The sequence below is a fragment of the Mycobacterium sp. IDUB_9 genome (assembly GCF_055419505.1).
In genome coordinates this window covers 834,777-859,170 of sequence record NZ_JBVAXU010000002.1, presented here as the reverse complement: position 1 = coordinate 859,170, position 24,394 = coordinate 834,777, and the positions used below count along the sequence as shown (strand labels likewise).

Here is a 24,394-nt window from a genome sequence, read left to right as displayed (position 1 = left end):
ACAACGATCGACCGCTGTGTTGCCACGCCCGCTCCCCAACGCCCGGACGCCTAAGAAGACGCAGCAGAGCGGACCAAAGAATTCAGTTGTTGCGCCATGAGTAAAGCACGCGGCCACGACAGGGGAAAACCCGCGGCGCGCCGCCGAACTGCACATCTGCGGATTTCAAAAAGTGATTTCGACTTTATCTATTGCCCGTCTCCAGGGGATCTACCTGGGTAAACGGCTCGACACTAGCGCACGCAGGGGTGACGTTCGATGAACAACGATGCGCATCTGTTCACAACTGGTGTCCGGAGGGTTATCTGATCGTCGCCAACCGGTTTTCAAATTGGCCGGCCGGCGTCCTCGGGACGGCCCCGATCATGACCATACTAAAAAGTATGGTAGTTTCCGGGCCATGACCTCGCCCCCCGCCACGGACTGCGTCATCACCGCCGAATTCGTCACCCGACTCGCCGATCGGGCCGGTGAAGCCGAGGAGTTGCGTCGGCTTCCGGATGCAACGGTGACCGACCTCGTCGACTCCGGCTTCACCGAGCTCCTGGTACCCGCTCGCTACGGCGGTCAGCAGGCCGATTTCCCGGCAATCCTGGATCCGGTACGCCGGATGGCCCACGGATGCACGTCCAGCGCCTGGACCATCGGGTTCCTGGCCCTGCACAACTGGATGCTCTCGTTGTTCGGCGAGCAGGCCCAGGCGGAGGCGTTCGCGAACCGCCCGTTCCTGGCCCCGGCTCCCCTGGCACCGACCGGGCGCGGACTGCCGGCCGAGGGCGGCATCCGCCTGACCGGCAGGTGGTCCTGGGCCACCGGCGTCATGCACGGCAACTGGATCATCGTCGCCGCGTTGTGTGGACCCGACGACGCGTTGTATCCGGCACTCGCGCTGCTGCCCATGGCCGATGTGACCGTGGCCGACGTGTGGCACACCGACGGCATGCGGGCCACCGGCTCCAACGACGCCATCGCCACCGACGTCTTCGTCCCGGAGCACCGACTGGTGAAGGTACTCGACATCTATTCCGGTACCGCGCCGGGCGCCGGACTGCACGACAGCGCCACTTACCGCTGGCCGATGGTGCCCGCACTGGCACTGCTGGCGGCGATGCCTGCCCTGGGCAGCGCTGAGCGGGTCACCGAGATCTACGCGCAGCGCCTCGGCGAACGGGTACTGCCTTACGAGGGCGTAGTACAGAAGGACAAGCCGATCGCGCAGGCCCATCTGGCCGGGGCTCAGGTGCGGGTGCGTGCGCTACGCGCCCTACTGGCCGACACCGTCGGCGAGATCGAGGGCATCGTGGCGACCGGCGACGCGGTGGACAAGCCGGTGCGCGCGCAGGCCCGGCTTGCCGCCGCCCACATTGTCACCGAGTCCAAGGCGGTGATCGCCGATCTGTTGGGCTCTGGCGGCGCGAGCATCCATTTCCTGTCCAGCCCGCTACAACGGTTCAAGCGCGATGTCGACGTCCTGTCCGGACATGTGGTGTTCGACTACGACACCAGCAGGGAGTTGGCCGGGGCGCTCGCGCTGGGGATGAAGATTCCCCGGACCTCCATGATCTGAGGTGCAACGTCAACGGCGCGGCGGACGCGGCCTGCCCCGCGGCGGAGCCCCCGCCCCCGGGCGAAACGGTCGCGTGGGCGGTTCCGCCGGCGGCTGGGCCACCGGGGTGCGCAGCCGGGTGGTCGGTGGTTCGACGACGGGGCGCCGCGACGGCCCCAACTTCATCGGCCGGGTCTCGTCCTGCGCCGGATCTCGCTCCATCAGGACACCGCGCGCGAGACGGTCGAGCGCGCCCTGCACCTGCAAGCGGTCGGGCCGGCCCTCGAATTCCGGTGACTGCGCGAGAGATTCGGTGAGCCAGCCCGAGATGATGTTTCGAGCCGAACTGATCTCCGCCGCCCCCGCGGGGGTGAGAGAGAACTCGCGTCCGCTCCGTGCCGCCAGACCCGAGGCAACCAACCGGTCGAACGTAGGCTCCAGGATCTGCCGCGGCACCCGGCGCTCGTCGGCGATGTCGTACAGGTTGGCGGCCCCGGTCGCCGCGGCATGCCGGTAGATCTGGATCAGCGCCCACAGCTGCGCGGCATCCAGCCGGCTGCGGGGCGACTGGGCCAGGGCCTCGAGATCGATACCGTGACTACGTTGCAGCAGCCGGCCGATCGCCATTTCGAGGAGCTTCTCCGGTGACTCGGTGGTCGGCATGCCGAAGCCCTCACCCATGTCGATACTGCCGCTCGCCGCGGTGTCGCGCAACGGAACCTGCTTGAGGAAGAGCGCCAGGATGAAGCCGACGACGGCGAACGGGGCCGCGAACAGGAACACGCGGGTCAGTGAATCGGCATAGGCGTCGACGATCGGCGCCGCGATCTCATGCGGCAGTGCATGCAGCGCCTGGGGCGATGTCGCGGCTTCCGGGGGTGCGCCGCTGCTTGCCATCGCCGGCGGAAGCCGGTCGCCGAGGAAGTTGGCGAACAGCGAGCCGAAAATCGCTGCGCCGAAAGAACTGCCGATCGCCCGGAAGAACGTCACGCCCGATGTGGCGACACCGAGATCGGTGAAGTCGACGGTGTTCTGCACCACCAGGATCAGCACCTGCATGCTGAGCCCGATCCCGCAGCCCAGCACGAGAAGGTAGAGGGACTGCGTCAATGTCGAGGTGTCGGCGTCCATCCGGGACAACAGCACGAATCCGATTGCCATTACCGCGGTGCCGGCAATCGGGAAGATCCGGTATTTCCCGGTCCGCCCGACGAGTACGCCGCTGCCCAGAGAGGTGACCAGCAGCCCGGCGACCATCGGCAGGGTGCGCAGCCCCGATGCGGTGGCCGAGACACCGTCGACGAACTGCATGTAGGTCGGCAGGAAGGTCAGCGCACCCAACATCGCGAAGCCCACCACGAACGACAACACGCAGCACACCGTGAAGACCGGATTGGCGAACAACCGGATGGGCAGAACCGGTTCGGTGGCAAGGCGTTCGACGAAGACGAAGGCCACCAGTGCGGCCACCGATGCGACGAACAGCCCGATGATCGTCGCCGAACCCCATGGATAGGTGGTGCCGCCCCAACTGGTCGCCAGGGTCAGGCCGGCCGCACCGAGTCCGACCAGGACGATGCCCGCGTAATCGAGTACCGGCCTGGCGGTGCGGGTGAATTCGGGTATGGCCACCGCGGCGATCGCGATGACCACCACCGCGACCGGCACGTTGATCCAGAAGGCCCACCGCCAGCTCAGGTGATCGGTGAACAGTCCGCCGAGCAGGGGACCGATGACGGTGGTGACGCCGAAGACCGCACCCAGCGCGCCCTGGTAGCGGCCGCGGTCGCGCAACGGGATGACCTCGCCGATCACCGCGACTGCGGTCACCGTGATGGCGCCACCGCCGAGCCCCTGCAGCGCCCTCGACGCGACGAGCATCCCCATCGACCCGGCCGATCCGCACAACACCGATCCGACGAGGAACAGCAGGATCGCCACCTGGAAAACCTTCTTGCGCCCGAAGGTGTCCCCCAGCCTGCCCACTACGGCGGTCACGATGGTCGAGGCGAGCAGATAGCTTGTGACCACCCAGGCCTGGTGTCCCGCGCCGCCCAGATCGGCGACGACGGTGGGCAGCGCGGTCGCCACGATCGTCTGGTCGAGGGCGGCCAGCAGCATGCCGAGCACGACCGCCAGGAAGACGAAGTTGCGCTGCCGATTGGTGGATTGCTCAGCGACCGGTTCAGCACCGGCCGTGTCGACGGTGGCGCGAGTAGTCATGGCCCGGCCCGCGCTCAAGTCTGGGCCGGGCTACTCGCCAATACCTCGGTGACGGCCTCACAGAACGCGGGCAGATCGTCCGGCGCGCGGCTGGTGATCAGGTTGCCATCGATACAGACCTGCTGATCCACCACGGTGGCACCGGCGTTACGAAGGTCGGTGCGGATACTCGGATAGCTGGTCAACGTGCGGTCGCGAACCACGCCAGCTTCAACCAGGGTCCATGGCCCGTGGCAGATCGCGGCGACGGGCTTGCCGGATCGGACGAAATCGCGGACGAACGCCACCGCGGTCTCGTCGAGCCTCAACTTGTCCGGGTTCACGGTGCCCCCGGGCAGGATCAGCGCGTCGAACTGATCCACCTTCGCCTCGGCAACAGTGCGATCCACCGGAAAGGTGCCTGCAGGTTCGAGATCGTGATCGCGAGCCTGGATCTCCCCGGCCTTGAGTGACAGCAGCTCGACGTGACCGCCCTCGTTCTCGACGGCCGTGCGCGGTTGTTCGAGTTCGATGCGCTCCACACCGTCGGCGGCAAGGATCCCGACCCTGCGGCCTTCCAATTCCTTTCGCATGCGAGTCCTTTCGTTGACACCGACGGACAGAAGCGGGCTCAACGCCCATGAAGGGCTACCCCGGGAAGCCGGGCCCAAAACGCCGCAGATCGGCCGCTGCCACCCCTTGTCACCGTCCGTAAGAAAAAGTAAAGTCACTTTCAGTTTTTAGCCCGCACCTTCAGGAGTCGAGCATGGAATCATTCGTCCACCTGCGCAAAGGCAAAACCCCGAAACGGGTACATGCCGACCTCGACGGCCTCAAGGACGACGAACTCGGCCGCGGCGGTTTCGTCGGCCGCACCGCGAACATGTACCGGCGCAACGACCCGACCGCCTACCGCACCGTCGGCCCCCTGCGCCCCACCGACGTGTTGTCCAGCGAGCTCAAGCCCAGCGACGCCACCGACGCCCATGGCGGCCCGCTGCTGATGTTCTCCAACGCCGATTGCCAGGTGCTGTTGAGCCGACGCAGCGAGGAGATGCCGTTCTTCGTCCGCTACATCGACGGCGACCTGCTGCTGTTCGTCCACAAAGGGTCGGGCCTGCTGGAAACCGAGTTCGGTCCACTGCGCTACCGCGAGGGCGACTGGGTCTACATGCCGAAGGCCTGCACGTTCCGTCAGGTGCCGGACAGCGAGAGTACGTGGCTCATGATCCAGGCCACCGACGACTTCCGGGTCCCGCCGGCCGGCACCCTCGGCCGCCACTTCCCGTTCGACCCGGCGCAGGTCACCATCCCCGAGCCGCAGCCGATCGACGACGGCGTCGGGCCGCAGGCCGCCGGAGAATATGAGGTCCGCCTCATCCATTCCCCGATTGACGGGGTAGGGACGACCTCTCTTATCTACCAACACAATCCGCTTGACGTGGAAGGCTGGCGGGGCGACAACTTCCCGTTCACCTTCAATATCGAGGACTACACCGTCATCACCTCCGAGAGCGTGCACCTGCCACCGACCGTGCACCTCTTCATGCAGGCCACCGGCGTGTACGTGATGAATTTCCTCCCCAAGCCCGCCGAGAGCGTGCCGGGCACCGAGCGCACGCCGTGGTATCACCGCAATGTCGACTACGACGAGATCGCCTTCTTCCACGGCGGAACGCTCTACGGCATCCCGATGCCGCCCGGCCTGGTTTCCCACGCACCGCAGGGCGTCCACCACGGCGCCCCGGAAAAGGCCAGGGAACGGGCCCGCCGCAAATTCGACGACTACGACCGGGTCGACTGGTCGGTGATCGCCATCGACACCCGACGTCGTCTCATCCCGTCCGCCGAAATCCTCGCCAACGATCTGGGGCAGCACTAGCGATGACCGCAACCACCGAAGCACCCGTGAAGCACGAGTACGACCGCATCCCGTATCTTGTCGCCTACCAGAACAACTCGTCCGTCCGCGACGTGTACGGCGGCGTCGCCGAGCTTGTCGTGCTGGAGAGCTATCTGTTGCGGCCCAAATCGAAACCCTCAGATACCGTCCTGGTGTTCATGCACCCGATCGGTGGTGGCGCGTATCTGCCGATGATCAATGCGCTGGCCCGCGCCGGGCACCATGTCATCTACTGCAACAGCCGGTTTCGTGGCACGGACTCGGCTTTGCTCATGGAGAAGGTGGTCGAGGATCTCGGCGAGTGCATCAAGGATGCCAAGAACCGGCTCGGCTACGACAAGGTGGTACTGGCCGGGTGGAGCGGCGGCGGTTCGCTCTCGGTGTTCTACCAGCAGCAGGCGCAGCACCCGACGGTGACGGCAAGTCCCTCCGGGGACGGGCCGGATCTGACCGAGCTCGGATTGATCCCGGCCGACGCAATCATGCTGCTGGCCGCGCATATCAGCCGGCACGGCACCATGACCGAGTGGATGGACGCCTCCATCCTCGACGAGAACGACCCCACCAAGCGGGATCCGGAACTCGACCTCTACAACCCGGACAACCCCAACCAACCGCCGTACACACCGGAGTTCCTCGAGCGTTACCACCAGGCACAGGTTGCCCGGAACCGGCGAATCACCAAGTGGGTCAAAGAAAAACTGGCGGAGCTCAAGGACGCCGGGCGGCCGGATGACGAGTTCGCGTTCGTCGTGCACGGCACCATGGCCGACCCCCGCTGGCTGGACCCCAGCGTCGATCCCAACGATCGCCAACCCGGTACGTGTTATCTGGGCGACCCTCAGGTGGTGAACATGAGCCCGGTCGGCCTGGCCCGGTTCTGCACCTTGCGCAGCTGGCTGTCCCAGTGGAGCTACGACGACGCCAACGGTGACGCGGTCAAGGCCGGGCCGGACATCGCGGTGCCCGCTCTGGTGATCGGCAATCTGGCCGATGACGCCTGTACGCCCAGCCACACCCGCCGGCTGTACGAGGCGATCGGTCATTCCGACAAAGAAATGCACGAGATCCCCGGCGCCAACCACTACTACTCGGGTCCCGATCAACGCGGCACGCTGCGCCAAGCCGTCGCGATCTGCACGGATTGGCTTCACCGGCATGGGTTCTCATTGGATCCGTCATGACAACAGGAGCTTTGGACGGGGTCCGGGTGATCGAACTCGGCACCCTGATCTCCGGGCCGTTCGCGGGCCGGCTGCTGGGCGACATGGGCGCCGAGGTCATCAAGGTCGAACTGCCGGCCACCCCGGATCCGCTGCGCACCTGGGGACAGGCCGAACTCGACGGGCACCACTTCTTCTGGACCGTGCACGCCCGCAACAAGAAGGCCGTCACCCTGGACCTGCGGAAGGAAGCCGGCCGGGCTCTTTTCCTGGAGTTGGTCGAACGGTCCGACATCATCGTGGAGAACTTCCGCCCGGGCACGCTGGAGAAGTGGGACCTGGGCTATGACGTTCTGCGCGACCGGAACAAGGGCATCATCCTGGTCAGGGTATCCGGGTATGGACAGACCGGACCCGACGCCGGCAAGGCCGGCTACGCCTCGGTGGCCGAGGCATCCAGTGGGTTGCGGCACATGAACGGGTTCCCGGGCGGTCCCCCACCCCGGCTGGCCCTCTCACTGGGCGACAGCCTGGCCGGTATGTTCGCGGCCCAGGGTGCGCTGGCTGCTCTCTACCGACGCACCGTCACCGGCGAGGGCCAGATCGTCGACACCGCGCTGACCGAAAGCTGCCTGGCCATACAGGAATCCACCATCCCCGACTATGACGTCGGCGGCGTGGTGCGCGGGCCATCGGGCACGCGGCTGGAAGGTATCGCGCCGTCGAACATCTACCAGAGCGCCAACGGCAGCTGGGTGGTGATCGCCGCCAACCAGGACACCGTGTTCCGCCGGTTGTGCGCGGCGATGGGCAGTCCGGAGCTGGCGACCGACGATCGCTTCGCCAATCACGTTGCCCGGGGCCGCAATCAGGACGAGCTGGACAAGATCATCGGCGATTGGGCGGTGCGGCGGCAGCCGGAGGAGATCATCGAGACCCTCTCACAAGCCGGCGTCATCAGCGGGCCGATCAACACCGTGGCCGAGGTCATGGAGGATCCGCAACTGCAGGCCCGCGGCATGCTCGCCGACCATTGGGACGAACGGGTGCAGCGCAACGTCAAGGGCCCCGGCGTCGTCCCGGTGCTCTCCGAGTCACCTGGCACCATCCGCAACGCCGGCTCAGCCCGTCCCGGCCAGCACAACGACGAGGTGTACGGCGGCCTGCTGGGGCGCAGTGCACAAGACCTGGAAACCCTGCGCGCCGAGGGAGTGCTGTGAGATGAACCTGCCCGACAAGGTCGATATCCGCGAGGTATGCCTGCGGGATGGCCTGCAGATCGAGACGCCGATTCCGTTGTCGGCCAAGGTTGCGATCCTCGAAGCCATCGTCGCCACCGGGGTGCGCGAGGTGGAGGCGACGGCGTTCGTCTCCCCCTCGAAGGTCCCTGCCCTGGCCGACGCTGCCGAACTCGCCGAAGAACTGCACCGGTTCCCGGAAGTCGAGTTCTCCGCGCTGGTCGCCAGCCCCAACGGCGCCAAACGCGCCATCGCCGCAGGCCTGCGCTCGATCGAATACGTGGTGTCCGCCTCCGACGCCCACTCACAAGCCAACGTCGGACGAAGCTCGGCGGAGGCCATCGCACAGATCGCCGACATCGTTGCCCTCGCGGCCGACAGCGACACCTCGGTCGAGGTGATCATCGCCACCGCGTGGGACTGCCCGTTCGACGGCCCCACCGATCCGCAGCGGGTGCTCGACATCGCCTCGGCGGCCGCCGGTTTCGGGGTCAATCGGATTGCCATCGCCGACACCATCGGCACCACCACGCCGCGGCGGGTCAGCACATTGGTCGCGAAGGTCCGGCCCCTGATCGGGGACCTGCCGCTAGGTGCCCATTTCCACAACACCCGTGGCGCGGGCCTGGCCAGTGCCTACGCCGCCGTGCAGGCCGGCGTGACCCGGCTGGACGCCTCGGTCGGCGGGCTGGGCGGCTGCCCCTTCGCGCCGGGAGCAAGCGGCAACATTGCCACCGAGGACCTCGTCTACATGTTGCGCGACAGCGATATCGCGGTCGATGTCGACCTGCCCGCCGCCATCGTCGCCGCCCGCGTCGCGCAGGAGGCCGTGGGCCACGAGCTCCCCAGCGCGCTGCTGCGCGCCGGCGACCGGATCTTGAACTGAGACGTCGATGACCGCTGCCGAGCTGGGCACCAAAGGCCGCCAGACGCGGTCGGCGATCGAGCTTGCCGCGCGGAAACTATTTGCCGAGCGTGGCTTTCACGGCACCACCCTGTCAGACATCACCTCGGCCGCGGGCAAGAGTCCGGCGGTGTTCTATCGGTACTTCACAGACAAGGAGGATCTGCTGGCCGCGCTGGCCGAATCGTTCCTGCACGACGTCGTCGAACCGTCCGGGCTGAACCTGCACCTGCCGGACTCCCCCGACGACACCGAGTTCTTCACCACGGTGGTCACCGGCTACTGGAACATCTTCAAACAGAACATCGGCATCATGATCGCGGTCGCCCAGTTGGCCGCCACCCAGCAGCGATTCGCCGACGTGCAGAACAAGTTCCGCCGGTTCGGCATCGACATCGTCATCGCGTCGGTGCATCACGCGCAGGATCAGGGCCACGCCCAGGGACTACAACCCGAGCACGTGGCGGCGGCCATCGCCTTGTTGTTCGAGAACTTCACCACGGTATTCGTCGGTCAATCTGGCCTTGGCATCGAGATCAGCGACGCCGAAGCCATCACCACCCTGTCCACAATCTGGAAGAAGACCCTTTACGGCTTCTGACCCGAGAAAGAGAGATCGTCGTGGATTTCGCTTTACCCGAACATCTTTCAGATGTGCTTGCCGAGATGGACGAGTTCATCGAGGCCGAGATCAAGCCGCTTGAGCTCGAACACATGCAGTACTTCGACCAGCGCCGCGAATATGCCCGCACCGACTGGGAGAACGGCGGTGTGCCTGCCCGCGCCTGGGAGGATCTGCTCGACGAGATGCGCCGTCGTGCCGACGCCGCCGGCTGGCTGCGCTACGGGCTGCCGGCCCGGTTCGGCGGACGCGACGGCAGCAACCTCGACATGGCCGTGATCCGGGAACATCTGGCGCACAAGGGTCTGGGACTGCACAACGACCTACAGGACGAGTCCTCGATCGTCGGCAACTTCCCGCAGGTGATCATGATGGACCGGTTCGGCACCGAGGCCCAGAAGGCCGAATGGGTCGAGGCGATGCTCACCGGCAAGCGCTCGATGGCGTTCGGGTTGACCGAACCCGACCACGGGTCCGACGCGACCTGGCTGGAAACCACGGCGGTGCCCGATGGGGAAGGCTGGATCATCAACGGTCGCAAGCGGTGGAACACCGGCGTACACCGTGCCACGCACGATCTGATCTTCGCCCGCACCTCCGGCGATCCGGGACAGGCGCGTGGCATCAGCGCATTCCTGGTGCCCACCGACGCGCCGGGATTCACGGTCCCGTTCTACTGGTGGACGTTCAACATGCCCACCGATCACGGCGAGGTCGAGCTGGACAACGTCCGGGTGCCGGCTGACGCGGTGCTCGGCGAGGTCGACCGCGGCCTCGAGGTCGGGCAGACGTTCCTGCACGAGAACCGGATCCGCCAGGCCGCCAGCAGTCTCGGCGCCGCACAGTTCTGTATCGACCGCGCAGTGGACTACGCCAACCGGCGCAAGGTGTTCGGCAAGCCGCTCGCGGTGAACCAGGCCGTGCAATGGCCGTTGGTGGAACTGCAGACCGAGGCGCAGATGGTCCGGTTGCTCGTCCGGTATGCCGCAACGCAGCTGGACCAGAACCACCACATGGAGGTTTCCGACAAGGTCTCGATGGCAAATTACCGCGCCAACCGCCTGGTGTGTGAGGCCGCGGATCGCGCCATGCAGGTCCACGGCGGCATCGGCTACAGCCGCCACGAACCATTCGAGCACATCTACCGCCACCACCGGCGCTACCGAATCACCGAAGGCGCCGAGGAGATCCAGATGCGCCGAGTGGCCCAGCGGCTGTTCGGGTTCGGCAGGGCCAAGCAATGACCGGGGCCCTGGCTACCGGCCTCACCAACGTCCTCAGCCCGGTGCTGGGCGCCGATGTCTCCGTCGATAATCTGCGCGAGCTGACCGGCGGAGCAAGCCGCACCACCTGGTCGTTCGATGCCGTCACGGACTCGACCCGGCGCCCGCTGATCCTGCGTACCGGTGCACCCGATGAGGTACACGCCGGGATGGAACTGGAGGCCGGTGCACAACGGGCGGCGGCTCTGGCCGGGGCCCCGGTCCCCCACGTGCTGGTCGCCGACAACTCCGTTGCCGCCCTGGGTGATCCCTTCCTCATCTGCGACTTCATCGGTGGCGAGACCATAGTGCGGCGCATTCAGCGCATGCTCGACGACGCCGGCCGGGCCCGGCTGCTGACCCAGTGCGCACAGGCGCTGGCTGCCGTCCACCGGGCCGACCCACCGGCGCTGCCCGGCCTTGTCGAGCTGGACCAGGTGGCGCAATGGCGTGGGCAACTCGACGAGATAGGCGACACCACAGCGACTTTCGAGTGGGTGTTTCGCTGGCTGGATGCCAACCGGCCGCCCGCGTCGCCACTGCGGCTGGTACACGGCGACTTCCGGATGGGCAATGTGATCGTGGACGGCTCTGGCCTGGCCGCGGTACTGGACTGGGAGCTGGTGCACCTCGGCGAGGTGTACGAGGACCTGGCCTGGTTCTGCATCCGGGCCTGGCGGTTCGGCGCGCCGGCCGACCTCGGTGCGGGCGGCCTCGGCAGTATCCAGAGCTTCCTCGACGCCTACGAGAACGCCGGCGGGCAGCCGCTGGACCGGTCGGCGATCCGCTGGTGGCTCGTCCTGGCCACGCTGCGCTGGGGCGTCATCTGCCGCTACCAGGCCGAGCGGCACCTGAGCGGGCAGACCCGGTCGGTGGAGTTGGCGACCATCGGGCGCCGGGTCTGCGAAACCGAGTGGGACCTGTTGAGTCTGCTGGACGGGAGCAGCTGGTGAGCAACCTGTACGGACGGCCGACGGCGGCCGAGCTGATCGCCGCGGTGGCAGAGTTCCTCGACACCGAGGTGCGCGACAGCGAGACCGTCGCAGCGTCGGTCAAATTTCAGGCCCGCGTCGCAGCCAACGCGTTGCGCATGGTCGAACGCGAGCTACTCGCCTCCGATACTCCGGCGGCCGCCACCGCCTCGGCTGCCCTGGCCGGCCTCGGGTTCACCGACGAAGCGGAGTTGGCCGCAGCGATCCGGGCCGGTGAACTCGACGACCGAGCCGACGGTGTCACCGACTGCCTGCGCGTCCTGGTACGTCAACGGCTTGCCGCCGCGCATCCGGGGTACGACGAGCCGTGAACCGCTCAGAGCCGTCGGACCCGGGCCAGCCAGGCCGGCTCGTCCACGCGCGCCCCGACCGGCTCGCCGATCGCCTCGGCATGGGCCGCCCCCACCACGCCGCGATACGTGGTGGTGTCCAGCGCCTCCAAGTCCCAGCCGTCCGCGAAGGCCCGGCGGATCACCTCGGCGCTGACTTGAGGTCCGAACCCGCGGCCGGCGTCGGAAAGCGCCAGCACGTGCACAGTCGCCCCCGGCCGGCAGGCCCGGCGCAGGCTGGCGACGTAGGCGGCGCGGTCTGCATCGCCGAAGATGTGGAACAACGCGCTGTCGACGATGGTGTCGTAGCGCGGACCCGCCGACTCTCCCAGCCGGGTCGCATCGGCCACCGCGAAGTGCGCATCGATTCCCCGCTGCGCGGCATTCTCGCGGGCTTGGGCGACAGCATGTTCGGAGAAGTCGATTCCGAGCACGTCGTACCCCAGTCGCGTCAGCAGCATGGTGTGCTCACCGGCACCGCAGCCGACATCCAGCACCTTGCCGCCCAGGACGCCGGACCGTTCCAATTCGACTATCGCCGGCTGCGGCTCGCCGATCACCCATGGTGCGGTGCGGTGCTCGTAGGCTTCGTCGAACAAGGAATGCGCGGGTGTGGAGTTCATGATTCGAGTCTGAAACCTCAATAACCATTGAGGTCAAGTCCCATCTGAGGAGGCCGATGATATCCCCAGCCGACACCGAGCTCATCAATGATGTCGCGCACCGGCTGTTCGACGCGATCGAGCGCGGAGACAAGGCCGGAGTGTCCCGGCTGTGGGCCGATGACGTCGCGGTATGGCACGCGGGCGACTCCAGGGACAACGACCGCGTCCGCGCACTGAAGGTCATCGACTGGTTCATCAACGTCACCGGCGAGCGCCGCTACGAAGTACTGGACCGACAGTTCTTCGACGGCGGATTCGTCCAGCAACATGTCCTGCATGCCACCGGACGCGACGGTGCACTGATCGCGTTGCGGGTATGCATCGTGATCAAGGTGGGTACCGACGGTCTGATCCACCGCATCGACGAGTACTTCGATCCCAAGGACATCGCGCCCTTGTTCACCTGACCCGAGCCGACGAACTGGAGATGCCATGGCCACGCTCAGCGACATCCTGACCACACACGCCGGAAACTGGATCCTGGTCCCAGACCGGTCCCGAGTGACGTTCCGGAACAAGACGCTGTGGGGCCTGGCCACCGTCACCGGCCGGTTCACCGAATTCGCCGGCGAAGGCTTCGCCGGACCCGGGGTGAGCGGCCAGGTGGTGATTGCAGCGGCATCGCTGAACACCGGGATACGCAAACGAGACGACCATCTGAGATCCGCCGACTTCTTCGACGTCGAAAAGCATCCCGAGATCAGGGCGCAGGTGACCGGTTTGGCATCCTCTGAGGAGGCTGACCTGGCGCGACTGACGACACTTCTGACCGTCCGGGGCGTGTCGCGAACCATCGAGCTGCCGGTCGAGGTGCAGATTCTCGACGACGGGGCGCTGCAGCTCGCCGGCCAGTGCGCCGTGCAGCGGGATGACTTCGGCGTGTCGGGCGATCTACTCGGGATGGTCGGGCCGACGACGATCATCTCCGGTGAACTCGTGTTCACTCGGGACTGATGCGCCACAACAGAATTCGCTGACTTGTCGGGCCGACGGCGTCGCGCGCAGTAGCATCGGCACCATGGCCGGCCCAGCGCCGCTGCGCATCCTGGTGTACAGCGACAACCCGCGCACCCGCGAACAGGTACGACTCGCACTGGGCAAACGCGTGCACCCAGAGCTGCCGGAACTGGCGTACGTCGAGATCGCCACCGCACCCATGGTGATCTCACAGATGGACGCCGGGGGCTGCGACCTGGCGATTCTCGACGGGGAAGCCACTCCGGCCGGGGGCATGGGACTGGCTAAACAACTCAAGGACGAGATCGCCGACTGTCCGCCGATCCTGGTGCTCACCGGGCGTCCTGACGATGCCTGGCTGGCTAGCTGGTCACAGGCGGAGGCCGCCGTCCCCCACCCGATCGACCCGATCCGGCTGGGCGATGCCGTGGTGTCTCTGCTGCGCTCTCCAGCGCAGTAATTTTTCTGCGAATTGCCCTGCTGCCGTTGATTGTTCACGGCACGGCTGTGGCCGCAGCGACACGCTGCCCCGATATGAAACGATACTAACCAAAATGTGTGGCGCGGGCCGCAAACCTCGCTAGGCTGTGGGTTAGCTCACATCGACAGCCCACCGAGGGAGCGATAGGTGGCATGAATTTATACACGCCCATCCTGGTTCTCGGAGCGATCGCGGCCGCGTTCGCCGTGGTATCCGTGGGGATCGCGCTCGTCATCGGTCCGCGCCGCTACAACCGGTCCAAACTTGAGGCCTACGAATGCGGTATCGAACCGATGCAGCCCGGGGCCGCCGGCGTGACCGGCCAGCGCATGCCGATCCGGTACTACCTGACGGCCATGTTGTTCATCGTGTTCGACATCGAAATCGTCTTCCTCTACCCGTGGGCGGTGGCCTTCGACAGTCTCGGGCTGTTTGCACTGGTGGAGATGTTGCTGTTCATGCTCACGGTATTCGTGGCGTACGCCTATGTCTGGCGGCGAGGAGGCCTGAATTGGGATTAGAGGAGCGTCTGCCCGGTGGAATCCTGCTGTCAACGGTGGAGACTGTCGCGGGCTACGTACGTAAGGGGTCGTTGTGGCCGGCCACCTTCGGCCTGGCCTGCTGCGCGATCGAGATGATGTCGACGGCGGGACCGCGTTTCGACATCGCCCGGTTCGGCATGGAGCGGTTCTCCGCGACGCCACGGCAGGCCGACCTGATGATCGTCGCGGGCCGGGTCAGTCAGAAGATGGCGCCGGTGCTGCGACAGATCTACGACCAGATGGCCGAGCCGAAATGGGTGCTGGCCATGGGGGTTTGCGCCTCCTCCGGCGGCATGTTCAACAACTACGCGGTGGTGCAGGGCGTCGACCACGTGGTGCCGGTGGACATCTACCTGCCCGGCTGCCCACCGCGGCCGGAGATGCTGCTACACGCAATCCTCAAGTTGCACGACAAGATTCAGCAGATGCCGCTCGGGGTCAACCGCGAGGAGGCGATCCGGGAAGCCGAGCAGGCCGCGCTGGCCGTCACACCGACCATCGAACTCAAAGGGCTGCTGCGGTGAGCACGGCCAACGGGAACGGCCCGGGCGGCAACGACACGCCCGAGGTGATCGGAACGCGGCGCGGCATGTTCGGCGCCTCGGGCACCGGCGACACCTCGGGATACGGCCGGCTGGTGCGATCGGTGGAATTGCCCGGCAGCTCCCCCCGGCCCTACGGCCAGTACTTCGACGAGGTGGTGGACCGCCTCGCCGAAATCCTCGGCGAGGAACGCTATGCGGTGTCGATCGAGCGCGTCGTGGTGCAGCGTGATGAGCTGACCCTGGAGGTCAGCCGCGTCCAACTGCCCGCGGTGGCCAGCGTCCTGCGCGATGACCCACAATTGCGGTTCGAACTGTGCCTGGGTGTGAGCGGGGTGCACTATCCCGACGACACCGACCGCGAACTGCACGCCGTCTACCCGCTGATGTCGATCACCCACAACCGCCGGGTCCGGCTGGAAGTCGCAGCGCCCGATGCGGATCCACATGTGCCGTCGTTGTTCACCGTCTATCCGACCACCGACTGGCACGAACGTGAGACCTACGACTTCTTCGGAATTGTGTTCGACGGCCACCCCGCGTTGACCCGGATCGAGATGCCCGACGACTGGGTGGGCCATCCCCAGCGCAAGGACTATCCGCTGGGCGGCATTCCGGTCGAATACCACGGCGCGCAGATCCCGCCACCCGATCAGCGGAGGTCCTACAACTGATGAGTACCGAATCCCCTGTGGTGGTAGTCGGCGGACAGGACTGGGATGACGTGGTGTCCGCGGCCCGCGCGCATGCCGGTGAACGCATCGTCGTCAACATGGGCCCCCAGCACCCGTCGACCCACGGAGTGCTGCGGCTGATCCTGGAAATCGAGGGCGAGATCATCACCGAAGCCCGTTGCGGCATCGGCTATCTGCACACCGGCATCGAGAAGAATCTCGAATACCGCAACTGGACGCAGGGCGTCACGTTCGTCACCCGGATGGACTACCTCGCGCCGTTCTTCAACGAAACGGCGTACTGCCTGGGTGTAGAGAAGCTGCTCGGCATCACCGACGATATTCCCCAACGCGCCAGCGTCATCCGGGTGATGCTCATGGAGCTCAACCGGATTTCCTCGCACCTGGTGGCGCTGGCCACCGGCGGCATGGAGTTGGGTGCCATGTCTGCCATGTTCTATGGCTTCCGGGAGCGCGAAGAGATCCTGCGGGTCTTCGAATCGATCACCGGCCTGCGGATGAACCATGCCTACATCCGGCCGGGCGGCCTGGCCGCCGACCTGCCTGACGGCGCGTTGGACCAGGTTCGGGCACTGCTCGATCTTCTGCCGAAAGGCCTGCAGGACTTGGAGGATCTGCTCAACGAGAACTACATCTGGAAGGCTCGCACCGTAGGTGTCGGGTATCTCGACCTGACCGGATGTATCGCGCTGGGGATCACCGGCCCGGTGTTGCGCTCCACCGGCCTGCCCCACGATCTGCGGCGCGCACAACCCTATTGCGGTTACCAGGACTACGAATTCGACGTGATCACCGATGACCGCTGTGACTCCTACGGCCGGTACATCATCCGGGTGAAGGAAATGCGGGAGTCGATCAAGATCGTCGAGCAATGCGTCGACCGACTTGAGAAGTTGGGCGACGGTCCGGTGATGATCGACGACAAGAAGCTGGCCTGGCCGGCCGATCTGAAAGTCGGCCCAGACGGTTTGGGTAACTCCCCCGAGCACATCGCCAAGATCATGGGCCACTCGATGGAGGGGCTGATCCATCACTTCAAGCTCGTCACCGAGGGTATCCGGGTCCCGGCCGGGCAGGTGTACGTCGCGGTGGAGTCCCCACGCGGCGAGCTCGGGGTGCACATGGTGTCCGACGGCGGCACCCGGCCCTACCGGGTGCACTACCGGGACCCTTCGTTCACGAATCTGCAAGCGGTGGCGGCGATGTGCGAGGGCGGCATGGTCGCCGATGCCATTGCCGCGGTGGCGTCGATCGATCCGGTCATGGGAGGCGTTGACCGATGAGCGCCTGCGCGAAGAGGAGACAGCACAGATGAGCGAAGTCTTCCTGGAGCTGGGGCAGCGCCCCGATGAAGCGGGACCGCCGATCAACGGGCCCGCGGCGTATCCGGACGAAGTGACGGCGCGGCTGAGCTTTGATGCCGAGCAGATCGTCACCCGCTATCCCGATGCCCGCTCAGCCCTGCTCCCGCTGCTGCACCTGGTACAGGCCGAGGATGGTTGTCTGACGCCGGCCGGAATCGATTTCTGTGCAACGTTGTTGGGGTTGACCGCCGCCGAGGTCACCGCGGTGGCCACGTTCTATTCGATGTACCGGCGCACCCCGACGGGCGACTATCTCGTCGGGGTGTGCACCAATACGTTGTGCGCGGTCATGGGCGGCGACGCGATCCTCGATGCGCTGGAGGAGCACCTGGACATCCACGCCGGGGACACCACTGCAGACGGCCGGGTCACCCTGGAGCACATCGAGTGCAACGCCGCGTGCGATTACGCGCCGGTGATGATGGTCAATTGGGAGTTCTACGACAACCAGACTCCGTCGTCGGCACGGGATCTCGTCGACGGACTCCGCGGCGGGACTCCACCCGCACCGACCCGCGGCGCGCCGCTGTGCACCTTCCGGGAAACCGCTCGCACCCTGGCCGGCCTGACGGATCCACAAACACCGGGCGGCGCCCCCGGCGCGGCCACGCTGGCGGGGCTTCGGGAAGCCCGGAAACGCGGAATGTCCACTCCTGAGGCGGCAGGTCCGAGCGCATGACGCCGCTGACCCCGGTACTCAGCCGATTCTGGGACGAACGCGAACCCTGGACGCTGGACACCTACCGACGCCACGACGGGTACCGCGGGCTGCAGCGCGCCCTGGCGATGGGGCCCGACGACGTCATCGCGCTGGTGAAGGACTCCGGGTTGCGCGGTCGCGGCGGCGCCGGGTTCCCGACCGGGACCAAGTGGTCGTTCATCCCGCAGGGCGAAGAGGGAGCGGCGGCCAAGCCGCACTATCTCGTGGTCAACGCCGACGAGTCGGAACCCGGTACGTGCAAGGACATTCCGCTCCTGCTGACCACGCCGCACTTTCTGGTCGAGGGTGTGATCATCGCGGCATATGCGATCCGCGCCCGCCACGCATTCATCTACGTCCGCGGCGAGGTGGTGCCGGTGCTGCGGCGGCTTCAGGCCGCGGTCGCCGAGGCCTATGCGGCCGGATACCTGGGCGCCGACATCCTCGGGTCGGGTTTCGATCTGGAACTGACCGTTCATGCCGGTGCCGGTGCCTACATCTGCGGCGAGGAAACCGCACTGCTGGATTCCCTGGAGGGCCGCCGCGGCCAACCACGGCTGCGCCCACCGTTTCCCGCCGTAGCGGGTCTCTACGCGTGCCCGACCGTGGTCAACAATGTCGAGTCCATCGCCAGTGTCCCGCCGATCTTGGTCAACGGGGTCGATTGGTTCCGGTCGATGGGATCGGAGAAATCCCCGGGATTCACACTGTATTCGCTGTCGGGCCACGTCAACCGGCCCGGCCAGTACGAGGCGCCCCTGGGCATCACCCTGCGGGAACTGCTCGACTATGCCGGCGGCGTCCGCGACGGACACACCCTGAAATTCTGGACCCCGGGCGGTTCATCGACACCACTGCTGACGGCCGAACACATCGATGTGCCACTGGATTACGAGGGCATGGCCTCTGTCGGCTCCATGCTGGGCACCAAGGCACTGCAGATCTTCGACGAGACCACCTGTGTGGTCCGGGCCGTCCGGCGCTGGACGCAGTTTTACGCCCATGAGTCCTGCGGTAAGTGCACACCGTGTCGGGAAGGCACCTACTGGCTGGCCCAGATCTACGCCCGGCTGGAAACCGGTGCGGGCACTCAGGCCGATATCGACAAGCTGCTCGACATCGCCGACGGCATCTTCGGAAAGTCGTTCTGCGCGTTGGGAGACGGTGCGGCCAGCCCGATCATGTCCTCGATCCAGCATTTTCGCGAGGAGTACGTGGCGCATCTGGACGGCGGGTGCCCGTTCGATCCGCACGCCTCGACATTGATGGCGACCGAAGGGGCGGGTGCCCCGTGATTTATCCCGCGAGCAGACACAAAACTGCCCATTTCGGCCGTGAAAAGGGCAGTTTTGTGTCTGCTCGCGCCAGGGAAGGAGGCCGTGCATGACGTTGGCCGAGCCGACCAAGGACACCCCGCCGGTGGAGATGGTGTCGCTCACCATCGACGGTGAGCAGATCAGTGTCCCCAAGGGCACACTGGTGATCCGCGCCGCGGAACTGATGGGTGTCCAGATCCCCCGGTTCTGCGATCACCCACTGCTCGATCCGGTGGGCGCGTGCCGGCAATGCCTCGTCGAGGTAGAAGGCCAGCGCAAGCCGATGGCTTCGTGCACCACCACGGTGAGCCCGGACATGGTGGTGCACACGCAATACAGCTCGGAGGCGGCCGACAAGGCGCAGCGCGGCGTGATGGAACTGCTGCTGATCAACCATCCGCTGGACTGCCCGATCTGCGACAAGGGCGGTGAATGCCCGTTGCAGAACCAGGCAATGTCCAACGGGCGCCCGGAGACCCGGTTCGAGGATGTCAAGCGGACCTACCCGAAGCCCATCAGCATCTCCGCGCAGGTGTTGCTGGACCGCGAACGGTGCGTGCTGTGCGCGCGGTGCACCCGGTTCTCCGCACAGATCGCCGGCGACCCGTTCATCGAACTGTTGGAACGTGGGGCGCTACAACAGGTCGGTATCGCCGCAGGCGAGCCGTTCCAGTCCTACTTCTCCGGCAACACCGTGCAGATCTGCCCGGTCGGCGCGCTCACCGGGACGGCCTACCGGTTCCGGGCCCGGCCCTTCGACCTGGTGTCCAGCCCCAGTGTGTGTGAGCACTGTGCGTCGGGATGCGCCCAGCGCACCGATCATCGACGCGGAAAGGTGCTGCGGCGCTTGGCCGGCGACGATCCCGAGGTCAACGAGGAGTGGAACTGCGACAAGGGCCGGTGGGCGTTCACCTATGCCACGACCGGGGACCGGATCACCACACCGTTGATCCGCGAAGACGGGACGCTGCGTCCGGCGTCGTGGTCGGAGGCGCTGACGGTCGCCGGGGCAGGCCTGCTGGCCGCCGCATCGAACACCGGCGTGTTGGTCGGTGGGCGCTGCACCGTGCAGGACGCCTACGCATATTCGAAGTTCGCCCGAATAGTGCTGGGCACCAATGACATCGACTTCCGCGCCCGGCCGCACTCCGGCGAGGAGGCCGATTTCCTGGCCGCCCGCGTCGCCGGGCAGCCGATGACGTTGCGCTACGCCGAATTGGAAAAGGCACCGACCGTACTGCTGGCCGGCCTCGAGCCCGAAGAGGAATCCCCCATCGTCTTCCTGCGGCTGCGCAAGGCCGCCCGCAACAACGGACAGCAGGTGCTCGCGGTGGCACCGTTCGCCAGCCGCGGGCTGACCAAGATGGGGGGCACGCTCATCGCGACCGTCCCCGGGGCCGAGGCCGATGCATTGGCCGCGCTGGAGACCGATGAGCGGCTGCGGCGCCCGGGCGCCGTCGTCCTGGTCGGTGAACGACTCGCCACCGCACCCGGTGCACTGTCTGCCGCACTCCGCCTTGCGGACGCCACCGGGGCCCGGTTGGCCTGGATCCCGCGCCGGGCCGGTGAACGCGGCGCGGTCGAGGCCGGTGCCCTGCCGAACCTTCTGCCCGGTGGGCGCCCGGTGACCGAGGCCGACGCGCGGGCCCAGACCGCCGCGGTCTGGAACACCGCCGCGCTGCCCGGCAACAGCGGCCGCGACACGAATGGCATCCTGGCGGCGGCCGCCGGCGGGGAACTCTCCGCGCTTCTGGTCGGCGGCGTCGAGATCACCGACCTTCCCGACCCCGCTACGGCGCTGGCCGCGCTGCGGGCCACCCCGTTCGTGGTGAGCCTGGAGCTGCGTGAGAGCGAGGTCACCGAACTCGCCGATGTGGTGTTCCCCGTGGCGCCGGTGGTGGAGAAGGGCGGTGCCTACCTCAACTGGGAAGGCCGAATTCGCCCGTTCAAGGCGGCGTTGCAGACCAACGCGATACCCGACCTGCGGGTGCTGCAGTACCTCGCCGACGAGATCGGCGTCGACCTCGGGCTGACCGGACCCGAGGCCGCCGACGCCGAACTGGCCCGGCTCGGCTCCTGGGCCGGACCTCGCGCCGCGGAGCCGTCTGCGACGCCCGCACCACCCCCCGCCCCCGCACCCGGGCAGGCGGTGCTGGCCAGCTGGCGTCTGCTGCTGGACGCCGGACGGCTACAGGACGGCGAGCCCAATCTGGCCCGCACCGCGGTCAGCCCGGTGGTGCGGCTCTCCCCCGGCACCGCCACCGAACTCGGTGTGGCAGCGGGAGATCCGGTGACCGTCAGCACCGACCACGGATCGGTCACGTTGCCGCTGTCGATCACCGAGATGCCCGACCGGGTGGTGTGGCTGCCCACCAATTCCCCGGGATCGGCAATCCATCGTCAACTCGGGGTGACCGCCGGTTCCCTGGTTTCAATCGCGCCGGCCTCGATCGGGAGGGCTTCCTCGTGAAGTATCCCGATCCCACTCTCTTCGGCCACGACCCATGGTGGCTGATCCTGGCCAAGGCACTCGGGGTGTTCGTCTTCTTGTTGCTGACCGTGCTCGCGGCGATCCTCATCGAACGGAAGGTGCTGGGCCGCATGCAGATGCGGCCAGGGCCCAACCGCGTCGGGCCCTGGGGTCTGCTGCAGTCCCTGGCCGACGGCGTGAAACTCGCCCTCAAGGAAGGGCTCGTCCCAGCCGGCGTCGACAAGCCCCTCTACCTACTGGCCCCCGTGATTGCGGTGATCCCGGCCTTCATGGCGTTCGCGGTGATCCCGATGGGCGGTGAGGTATCGGTGTTCGGTCACCGCACCGCACTGCAATTGACCGATCTCCCCGTGGCGGTGCTCTACATCCTGGCGGTCACCTCGATCGGCGTCTACGGCATCGTGCTGGCCGGCTGGGCGTCCGGGTCCACCTACCCGCTCATGGGTGGACTGCGCTCCAGCGCCCAGGTGATCTCCTACGAGGTCTCGATGGCCCTGTCCTTCGCCGCGGTCTTCCTCTACGCGGGCACCATGTCCACCTCCGGCATCGTGGCGGCCCAGGATCGCACGTGGTACGTCTTCCTGCTCCTGCCCTCGTTCCTGGTGTACGTGACCTCGATGGTGGGCGAAACCAACCGGGCGCCTTTCGATCTGCCCGAGGCCGAGGGTGAGCTCGTCGGCGGTTTCCACACCGAGTATTCCTCGTTGAAGTTCGCCATGTTCATGCTCGCCGAATACGTCAACATGACCACCGTCTCCGCGCTGGCCACCACGATGTTCCTGGGCGGCTGGCATGCACCGTTCCCGTTCAGCCTGATCGACGGCGCCAACAGCGGCTGGTGGCCGCTGCTGTGGTTCACGGCCAAGGTGTGGACCTTCATGTTCGGATACTTCTGGCTGCGCGCCACCCTGCCCCGGATGCGCTACGACCAGTTCATGGCGTTGGGCTGGAAGGTGCTCATCCCCGTATCGCTGGTCTGGATCATGGTCGTCGCGGTCACCCACAGCCTGCGCGAGCACGGTTACGACAACTGGGCCACCGGCCTGGTGACCACGGCGGTCGTGGTGGTGGCTGTGCTGGCAGTCGCACTGTGGAAGGCGCTGCGGCGCAGGACCGTACAGCCGATACCGCAGCAGAGCGCCGGGGCCTATCCGGTGCCACCGCTGCCGAATGCTGGAAAGGAGGTCGTCGATGTCTAAGAAGCCCAAGTTCCTCGACGCCCTGGCCGGATTCGCCGTCACGTTCGGCTCGATGTTCAAAAAGCCGATCACCGAAGGGTATCCGGAGAAGCCGGGGCCGGTCGCGCCGCGCTATCACGGTCGGCATCAACTCAACCGCTACCCCGACGGTCTGGAAAAGTGCATCGGTTGCGAGTTGTGCGCCTGGGCCTGCCCGGCCGACGCCATCTTCGTCGAGGGTGCCGACAACACTGATGCAGAACGCTTCTCGCCGGGCGAACGCTACGGCCAGGTGTACCAGATCAACTACCTGCGCTGTATCGGGTGTGGATTGTGCATCGAGGCCTGCCCGACCCGGGCCCTGACGATGACGAACGAATACGAGATGGCCGACGACAACCGGGCAGATCTGATCTGGGGCAAGGACAAACTGCTGGCCCCGATGCAACCCGGGATGCAGGCGCCTCCTCATGACATGGCGCCGGGCAGTACCGACGAAGACTACTATCTCGGCCGGATCAGCCCGCTGACCGAGGACGTCCCATGAGCCCTGACGTCGTGCTGCTGGCCGCGGCGCCGCACACCTCGACATCGGAGGCAGCGCTGTTCTGGATCCTGGGGACGGTCGCGGTGCTCGGTGCCATCGGCGTGGTCGCCGCACCCAAAGCGGTGTACTCCGCAGTGTTCCTGGCCTCCACCATGATCGCGCTGGCGGTGCTCTACATCGCCCAGGACGCCCTGTTCCTCGGCGTGGTGCAAGTGGTGGTCTACACGGGCGCGGTGATGATGCTGTTCCTGTTCGTGCTGATGCTCATCGGTGTCGACCTGTCCGAATCGTTCGTCGAAACGATACGCGGCCAACGTCTTGCGGCACTGGCGGCCGGCACCGGGTTCGGCATTCTGCTGATCGCCGGGATCGGCAGCGTGTCCGTCAACGGGTTCACCGGACTGGCCCAAGCCAACAGCGGCGGCAATGTGGAAGGTCTGGCCGCCCTGATCTTCACCCGCTACCTGTGGGCATTCGAGTTGACCAGCACACTGCTCATCACCGCGGCACTGGGTGCGATGGTGCTCGCACACCGGGAACGCTTCGAACGCCGCAAGACCCAGCGGGAACTGGCTGTCGAGCGCTTCCAGGGCGGGGGCCATCCGACCCCGCTGCCCAATCCCGGTGTCTACGCACGGCATAACGCCGTCGATGTCCCGGCACGGCTGCCCGACGGCTCCGATGCGGCATTGTCGGTCAGCGCCATCCTGCCGCAGCGCTCGATCAGCAATTCGGCCAACGGCGAGGGGTGATGC

At 66.5% G+C, this 24,394-nt stretch carries 25 protein-coding genes; 22 read left to right on the top strand and 3 right to left on the bottom strand.

Features of this window, described 5'->3' with window-relative positions; genetic code table 11:
- Positions 1-400 precede the first annotated feature (400 nt).
- On the top strand, positions 401-1,567 hold the full coding sequence (locus ACZY08_RS12765) for an acyl-CoA dehydrogenase family protein (RefSeq protein ID WP_463744504.1): 1,167 nt from the start codon (positions 401-403) through the stop codon (positions 1,565-1,567).
- A 9-nt stretch (positions 1,568-1,576) separates the two neighbouring features.
- Here the strand turns inward: ACZY08_RS12765 and ACZY08_RS12760 are convergent, their stop codons facing one another.
- Positions 1,577-3,769, bottom strand: coding sequence for an MDR family MFS transporter (locus tag ACZY08_RS12760; protein WP_463744505.1), 2,193 nt, complete (start codon positions 3,767-3,769; stop codon positions 1,577-1,579).
- 14 nt (positions 3,770-3,783) lie between these two features.
- The gene (locus tag ACZY08_RS12755; protein WP_463744506.1) at positions 3,784-4,341 is read right to left on the bottom strand and encodes a type 1 glutamine amidotransferase domain-containing protein; all 558 of its coding nucleotides are present in this window, start codon (positions 4,339-4,341) and stop codon (positions 3,784-3,786) included.
- A 173-nt stretch (positions 4,342-4,514) separates the two neighbouring features.
- On the opposite strand from ACZY08_RS12755, the gene ACZY08_RS12750 reads away from it, so the two are divergent.
- From ACZY08_RS12750 to ACZY08_RS12715, 8 genes are read left to right on the top strand one after another with little or no spacing between them, the layout of a single operon-like run.
- On the top strand, positions 4,515-5,630 hold the full coding sequence (locus tag ACZY08_RS12750; RefSeq protein WP_463744507.1) for a homogentisate 1,2-dioxygenase: 1,116 nt from the start codon (positions 4,515-4,517) through the stop codon (positions 5,628-5,630).
- A gap of 2 nt (positions 5,631-5,632) precedes the next feature.
- Complete coding sequence (locus ACZY08_RS12745) at positions 5,633-6,835, top strand: alpha/beta hydrolase family protein (RefSeq protein ID WP_463744508.1); 1,203 nt, start codon at positions 5,633-5,635, stop codon at positions 6,833-6,835.
- Positions 6,832-8,034 carry a CaiB/BaiF CoA transferase family protein gene (locus tag ACZY08_RS12740; protein WP_463744509.1) on the top strand — a complete coding sequence of 401 codons (1,203 nt, stop codon included), beginning with the start codon at positions 6,832-6,834 and terminating at the stop codon, positions 8,032-8,034. The genes ACZY08_RS12745 and ACZY08_RS12740 overlap by 4 nt, the downstream gene beginning before the upstream one ends.
- A gap of 1 nt (position 8,035) precedes the next feature.
- Positions 8,036-8,938: a hydroxymethylglutaryl-CoA lyase gene (locus ACZY08_RS12735; RefSeq protein ID WP_463744510.1), complete on the top strand. Its 903-nt coding sequence runs from the start codon at positions 8,036-8,038 to the stop codon at positions 8,936-8,938.
- Between the two features lie 7 nt (positions 8,939-8,945).
- Positions 8,946-9,557 (top strand): TetR/AcrR family transcriptional regulator, encoded by a 612-nt coding sequence (locus ACZY08_RS12730; protein WP_463744511.1) that lies wholly within the window; start codon positions 8,946-8,948, stop codon positions 9,555-9,557.
- A gap of 20 nt (positions 9,558-9,577) precedes the next feature.
- A complete protein-coding gene (locus tag ACZY08_RS12725) occupies positions 9,578-10,822 on the top strand; it encodes an acyl-CoA dehydrogenase family protein (RefSeq protein ID WP_463744512.1) in 1,245 nt (414 codons plus the stop codon).
- Entirely contained in the window at positions 10,819-11,793 is a 975-nt protein-coding gene (locus tag ACZY08_RS12720; protein ID WP_463744513.1) for a phosphotransferase family protein, read from the top strand. The genes ACZY08_RS12725 and ACZY08_RS12720 overlap by 4 nt, the downstream gene beginning before the upstream one ends.
- Complete coding sequence (locus tag ACZY08_RS12715; protein WP_463744514.1) at positions 11,790-12,143, top strand: DUF6285 domain-containing protein; 354 nt, start codon at positions 11,790-11,792, stop codon at positions 12,141-12,143. Before ACZY08_RS12720 ends, ACZY08_RS12715 begins: the two co-directional genes overlap by 4 nt.
- A 5-nt stretch (positions 12,144-12,148) precedes the next feature.
- On the opposite strand, the gene ACZY08_RS12710 is transcribed toward ACZY08_RS12715, so the two are convergent.
- Positions 12,149-12,784, bottom strand: coding sequence for a class I SAM-dependent methyltransferase (locus ACZY08_RS12710; RefSeq protein WP_463744515.1), 636 nt, complete (start codon positions 12,782-12,784; stop codon positions 12,149-12,151).
- 56 nt (positions 12,785-12,840) lie between these two features.
- On the opposite strand from ACZY08_RS12710, the gene ACZY08_RS12705 reads away from it, so the two are divergent.
- From ACZY08_RS12705 to ACZY08_RS12645, 13 genes are all read left to right on the top strand, one after another.
- Positions 12,841-13,233, top strand: a complete 393-nt coding sequence (locus ACZY08_RS12705; protein WP_463744516.1) for a nuclear transport factor 2 family protein — start codon at positions 12,841-12,843, stop codon at positions 13,231-13,233.
- Between the two features lie 25 nt (positions 13,234-13,258).
- Entirely contained in the window at positions 13,259-13,780 is a 522-nt protein-coding gene (locus ACZY08_RS12700) for a YceI family protein (protein ID WP_463744517.1), read from the top strand.
- A gap of 64 nt (positions 13,781-13,844) precedes the next feature.
- Positions 13,845-14,243 (top strand): Rv3143 family two-component system response regulator, encoded by a 399-nt coding sequence (locus ACZY08_RS12695; protein WP_463744518.1) that lies wholly within the window; start codon positions 13,845-13,847, stop codon positions 14,241-14,243.
- Between the two features lie 173 nt (positions 14,244-14,416).
- Complete coding sequence (locus ACZY08_RS12690) at positions 14,417-14,785, top strand: NADH-quinone oxidoreductase subunit A (protein ID WP_003881436.1); 369 nt, start codon at positions 14,417-14,419, stop codon at positions 14,783-14,785.
- Positions 14,776-15,330 (top strand): NuoB/complex I 20 kDa subunit family protein, encoded by a 555-nt coding sequence (locus ACZY08_RS12685; RefSeq protein WP_463744519.1) that lies wholly within the window; start codon positions 14,776-14,778, stop codon positions 15,328-15,330. Before ACZY08_RS12690 ends, ACZY08_RS12685 begins: the two co-directional genes overlap by 10 nt.
- On the top strand, positions 15,327-16,022 hold the full coding sequence (locus ACZY08_RS12680; RefSeq protein WP_463744520.1) for an NADH-quinone oxidoreductase subunit C: 696 nt from the start codon (positions 15,327-15,329) through the stop codon (positions 16,020-16,022). Before ACZY08_RS12685 ends, ACZY08_RS12680 begins: the two co-directional genes overlap by 4 nt.
- Positions 16,022-17,326: an NADH dehydrogenase (quinone) subunit D gene (gene nuoD, locus ACZY08_RS12675; RefSeq protein ID WP_463744521.1), complete on the top strand. Its 1,305-nt coding sequence runs from the start codon at positions 16,022-16,024 to the stop codon at positions 17,324-17,326. The genes ACZY08_RS12680 and nuoD overlap by 1 nt, the downstream gene beginning before the upstream one ends.
- A gap of 28 nt (positions 17,327-17,354) precedes the next feature.
- Positions 17,355-18,086, top strand: coding sequence for an NADH-quinone oxidoreductase subunit NuoE (gene nuoE / locus ACZY08_RS12670; RefSeq protein WP_463744522.1), 732 nt, complete (start codon positions 17,355-17,357; stop codon positions 18,084-18,086).
- Entirely contained in the window at positions 18,083-19,402 is a 1,320-nt protein-coding gene (nuoF, locus tag ACZY08_RS12665; RefSeq protein WP_463744523.1) for an NADH-quinone oxidoreductase subunit NuoF, read from the top strand. Before nuoE ends, nuoF begins: the two co-directional genes overlap by 4 nt.
- 88 nt (positions 19,403-19,490) lie before the next feature.
- A complete protein-coding gene (locus tag ACZY08_RS12660) occupies positions 19,491-21,893 on the top strand; it encodes an NADH-quinone oxidoreductase subunit G (RefSeq protein ID WP_463744524.1) in 2,403 nt (800 codons plus the stop codon).
- Positions 21,890-23,113: an NADH-quinone oxidoreductase subunit NuoH gene (gene nuoH / locus ACZY08_RS12655; protein ID WP_463744525.1), complete on the top strand. Its 1,224-nt coding sequence runs from the start codon at positions 21,890-21,892 to the stop codon at positions 23,111-23,113. The genes ACZY08_RS12660 and nuoH overlap by 4 nt, the downstream gene beginning before the upstream one ends.
- Positions 23,106-23,639, top strand: coding sequence for an NADH-quinone oxidoreductase subunit NuoI (gene nuoI, locus ACZY08_RS12650; RefSeq protein ID WP_463744526.1), 534 nt, complete (start codon positions 23,106-23,108; stop codon positions 23,637-23,639). The genes nuoH and nuoI overlap by 8 nt, the downstream gene beginning before the upstream one ends.
- Positions 23,636-24,391 carry an NADH-quinone oxidoreductase subunit J gene (locus ACZY08_RS12645; protein ID WP_463744527.1) on the top strand — a complete coding sequence of 252 codons (756 nt, stop codon included), beginning with the start codon at positions 23,636-23,638 and terminating at the stop codon, positions 24,389-24,391. The genes nuoI and ACZY08_RS12645 overlap by 4 nt, the downstream gene beginning before the upstream one ends.
- Positions 24,392-24,394 lie beyond the last annotated feature (3 nt).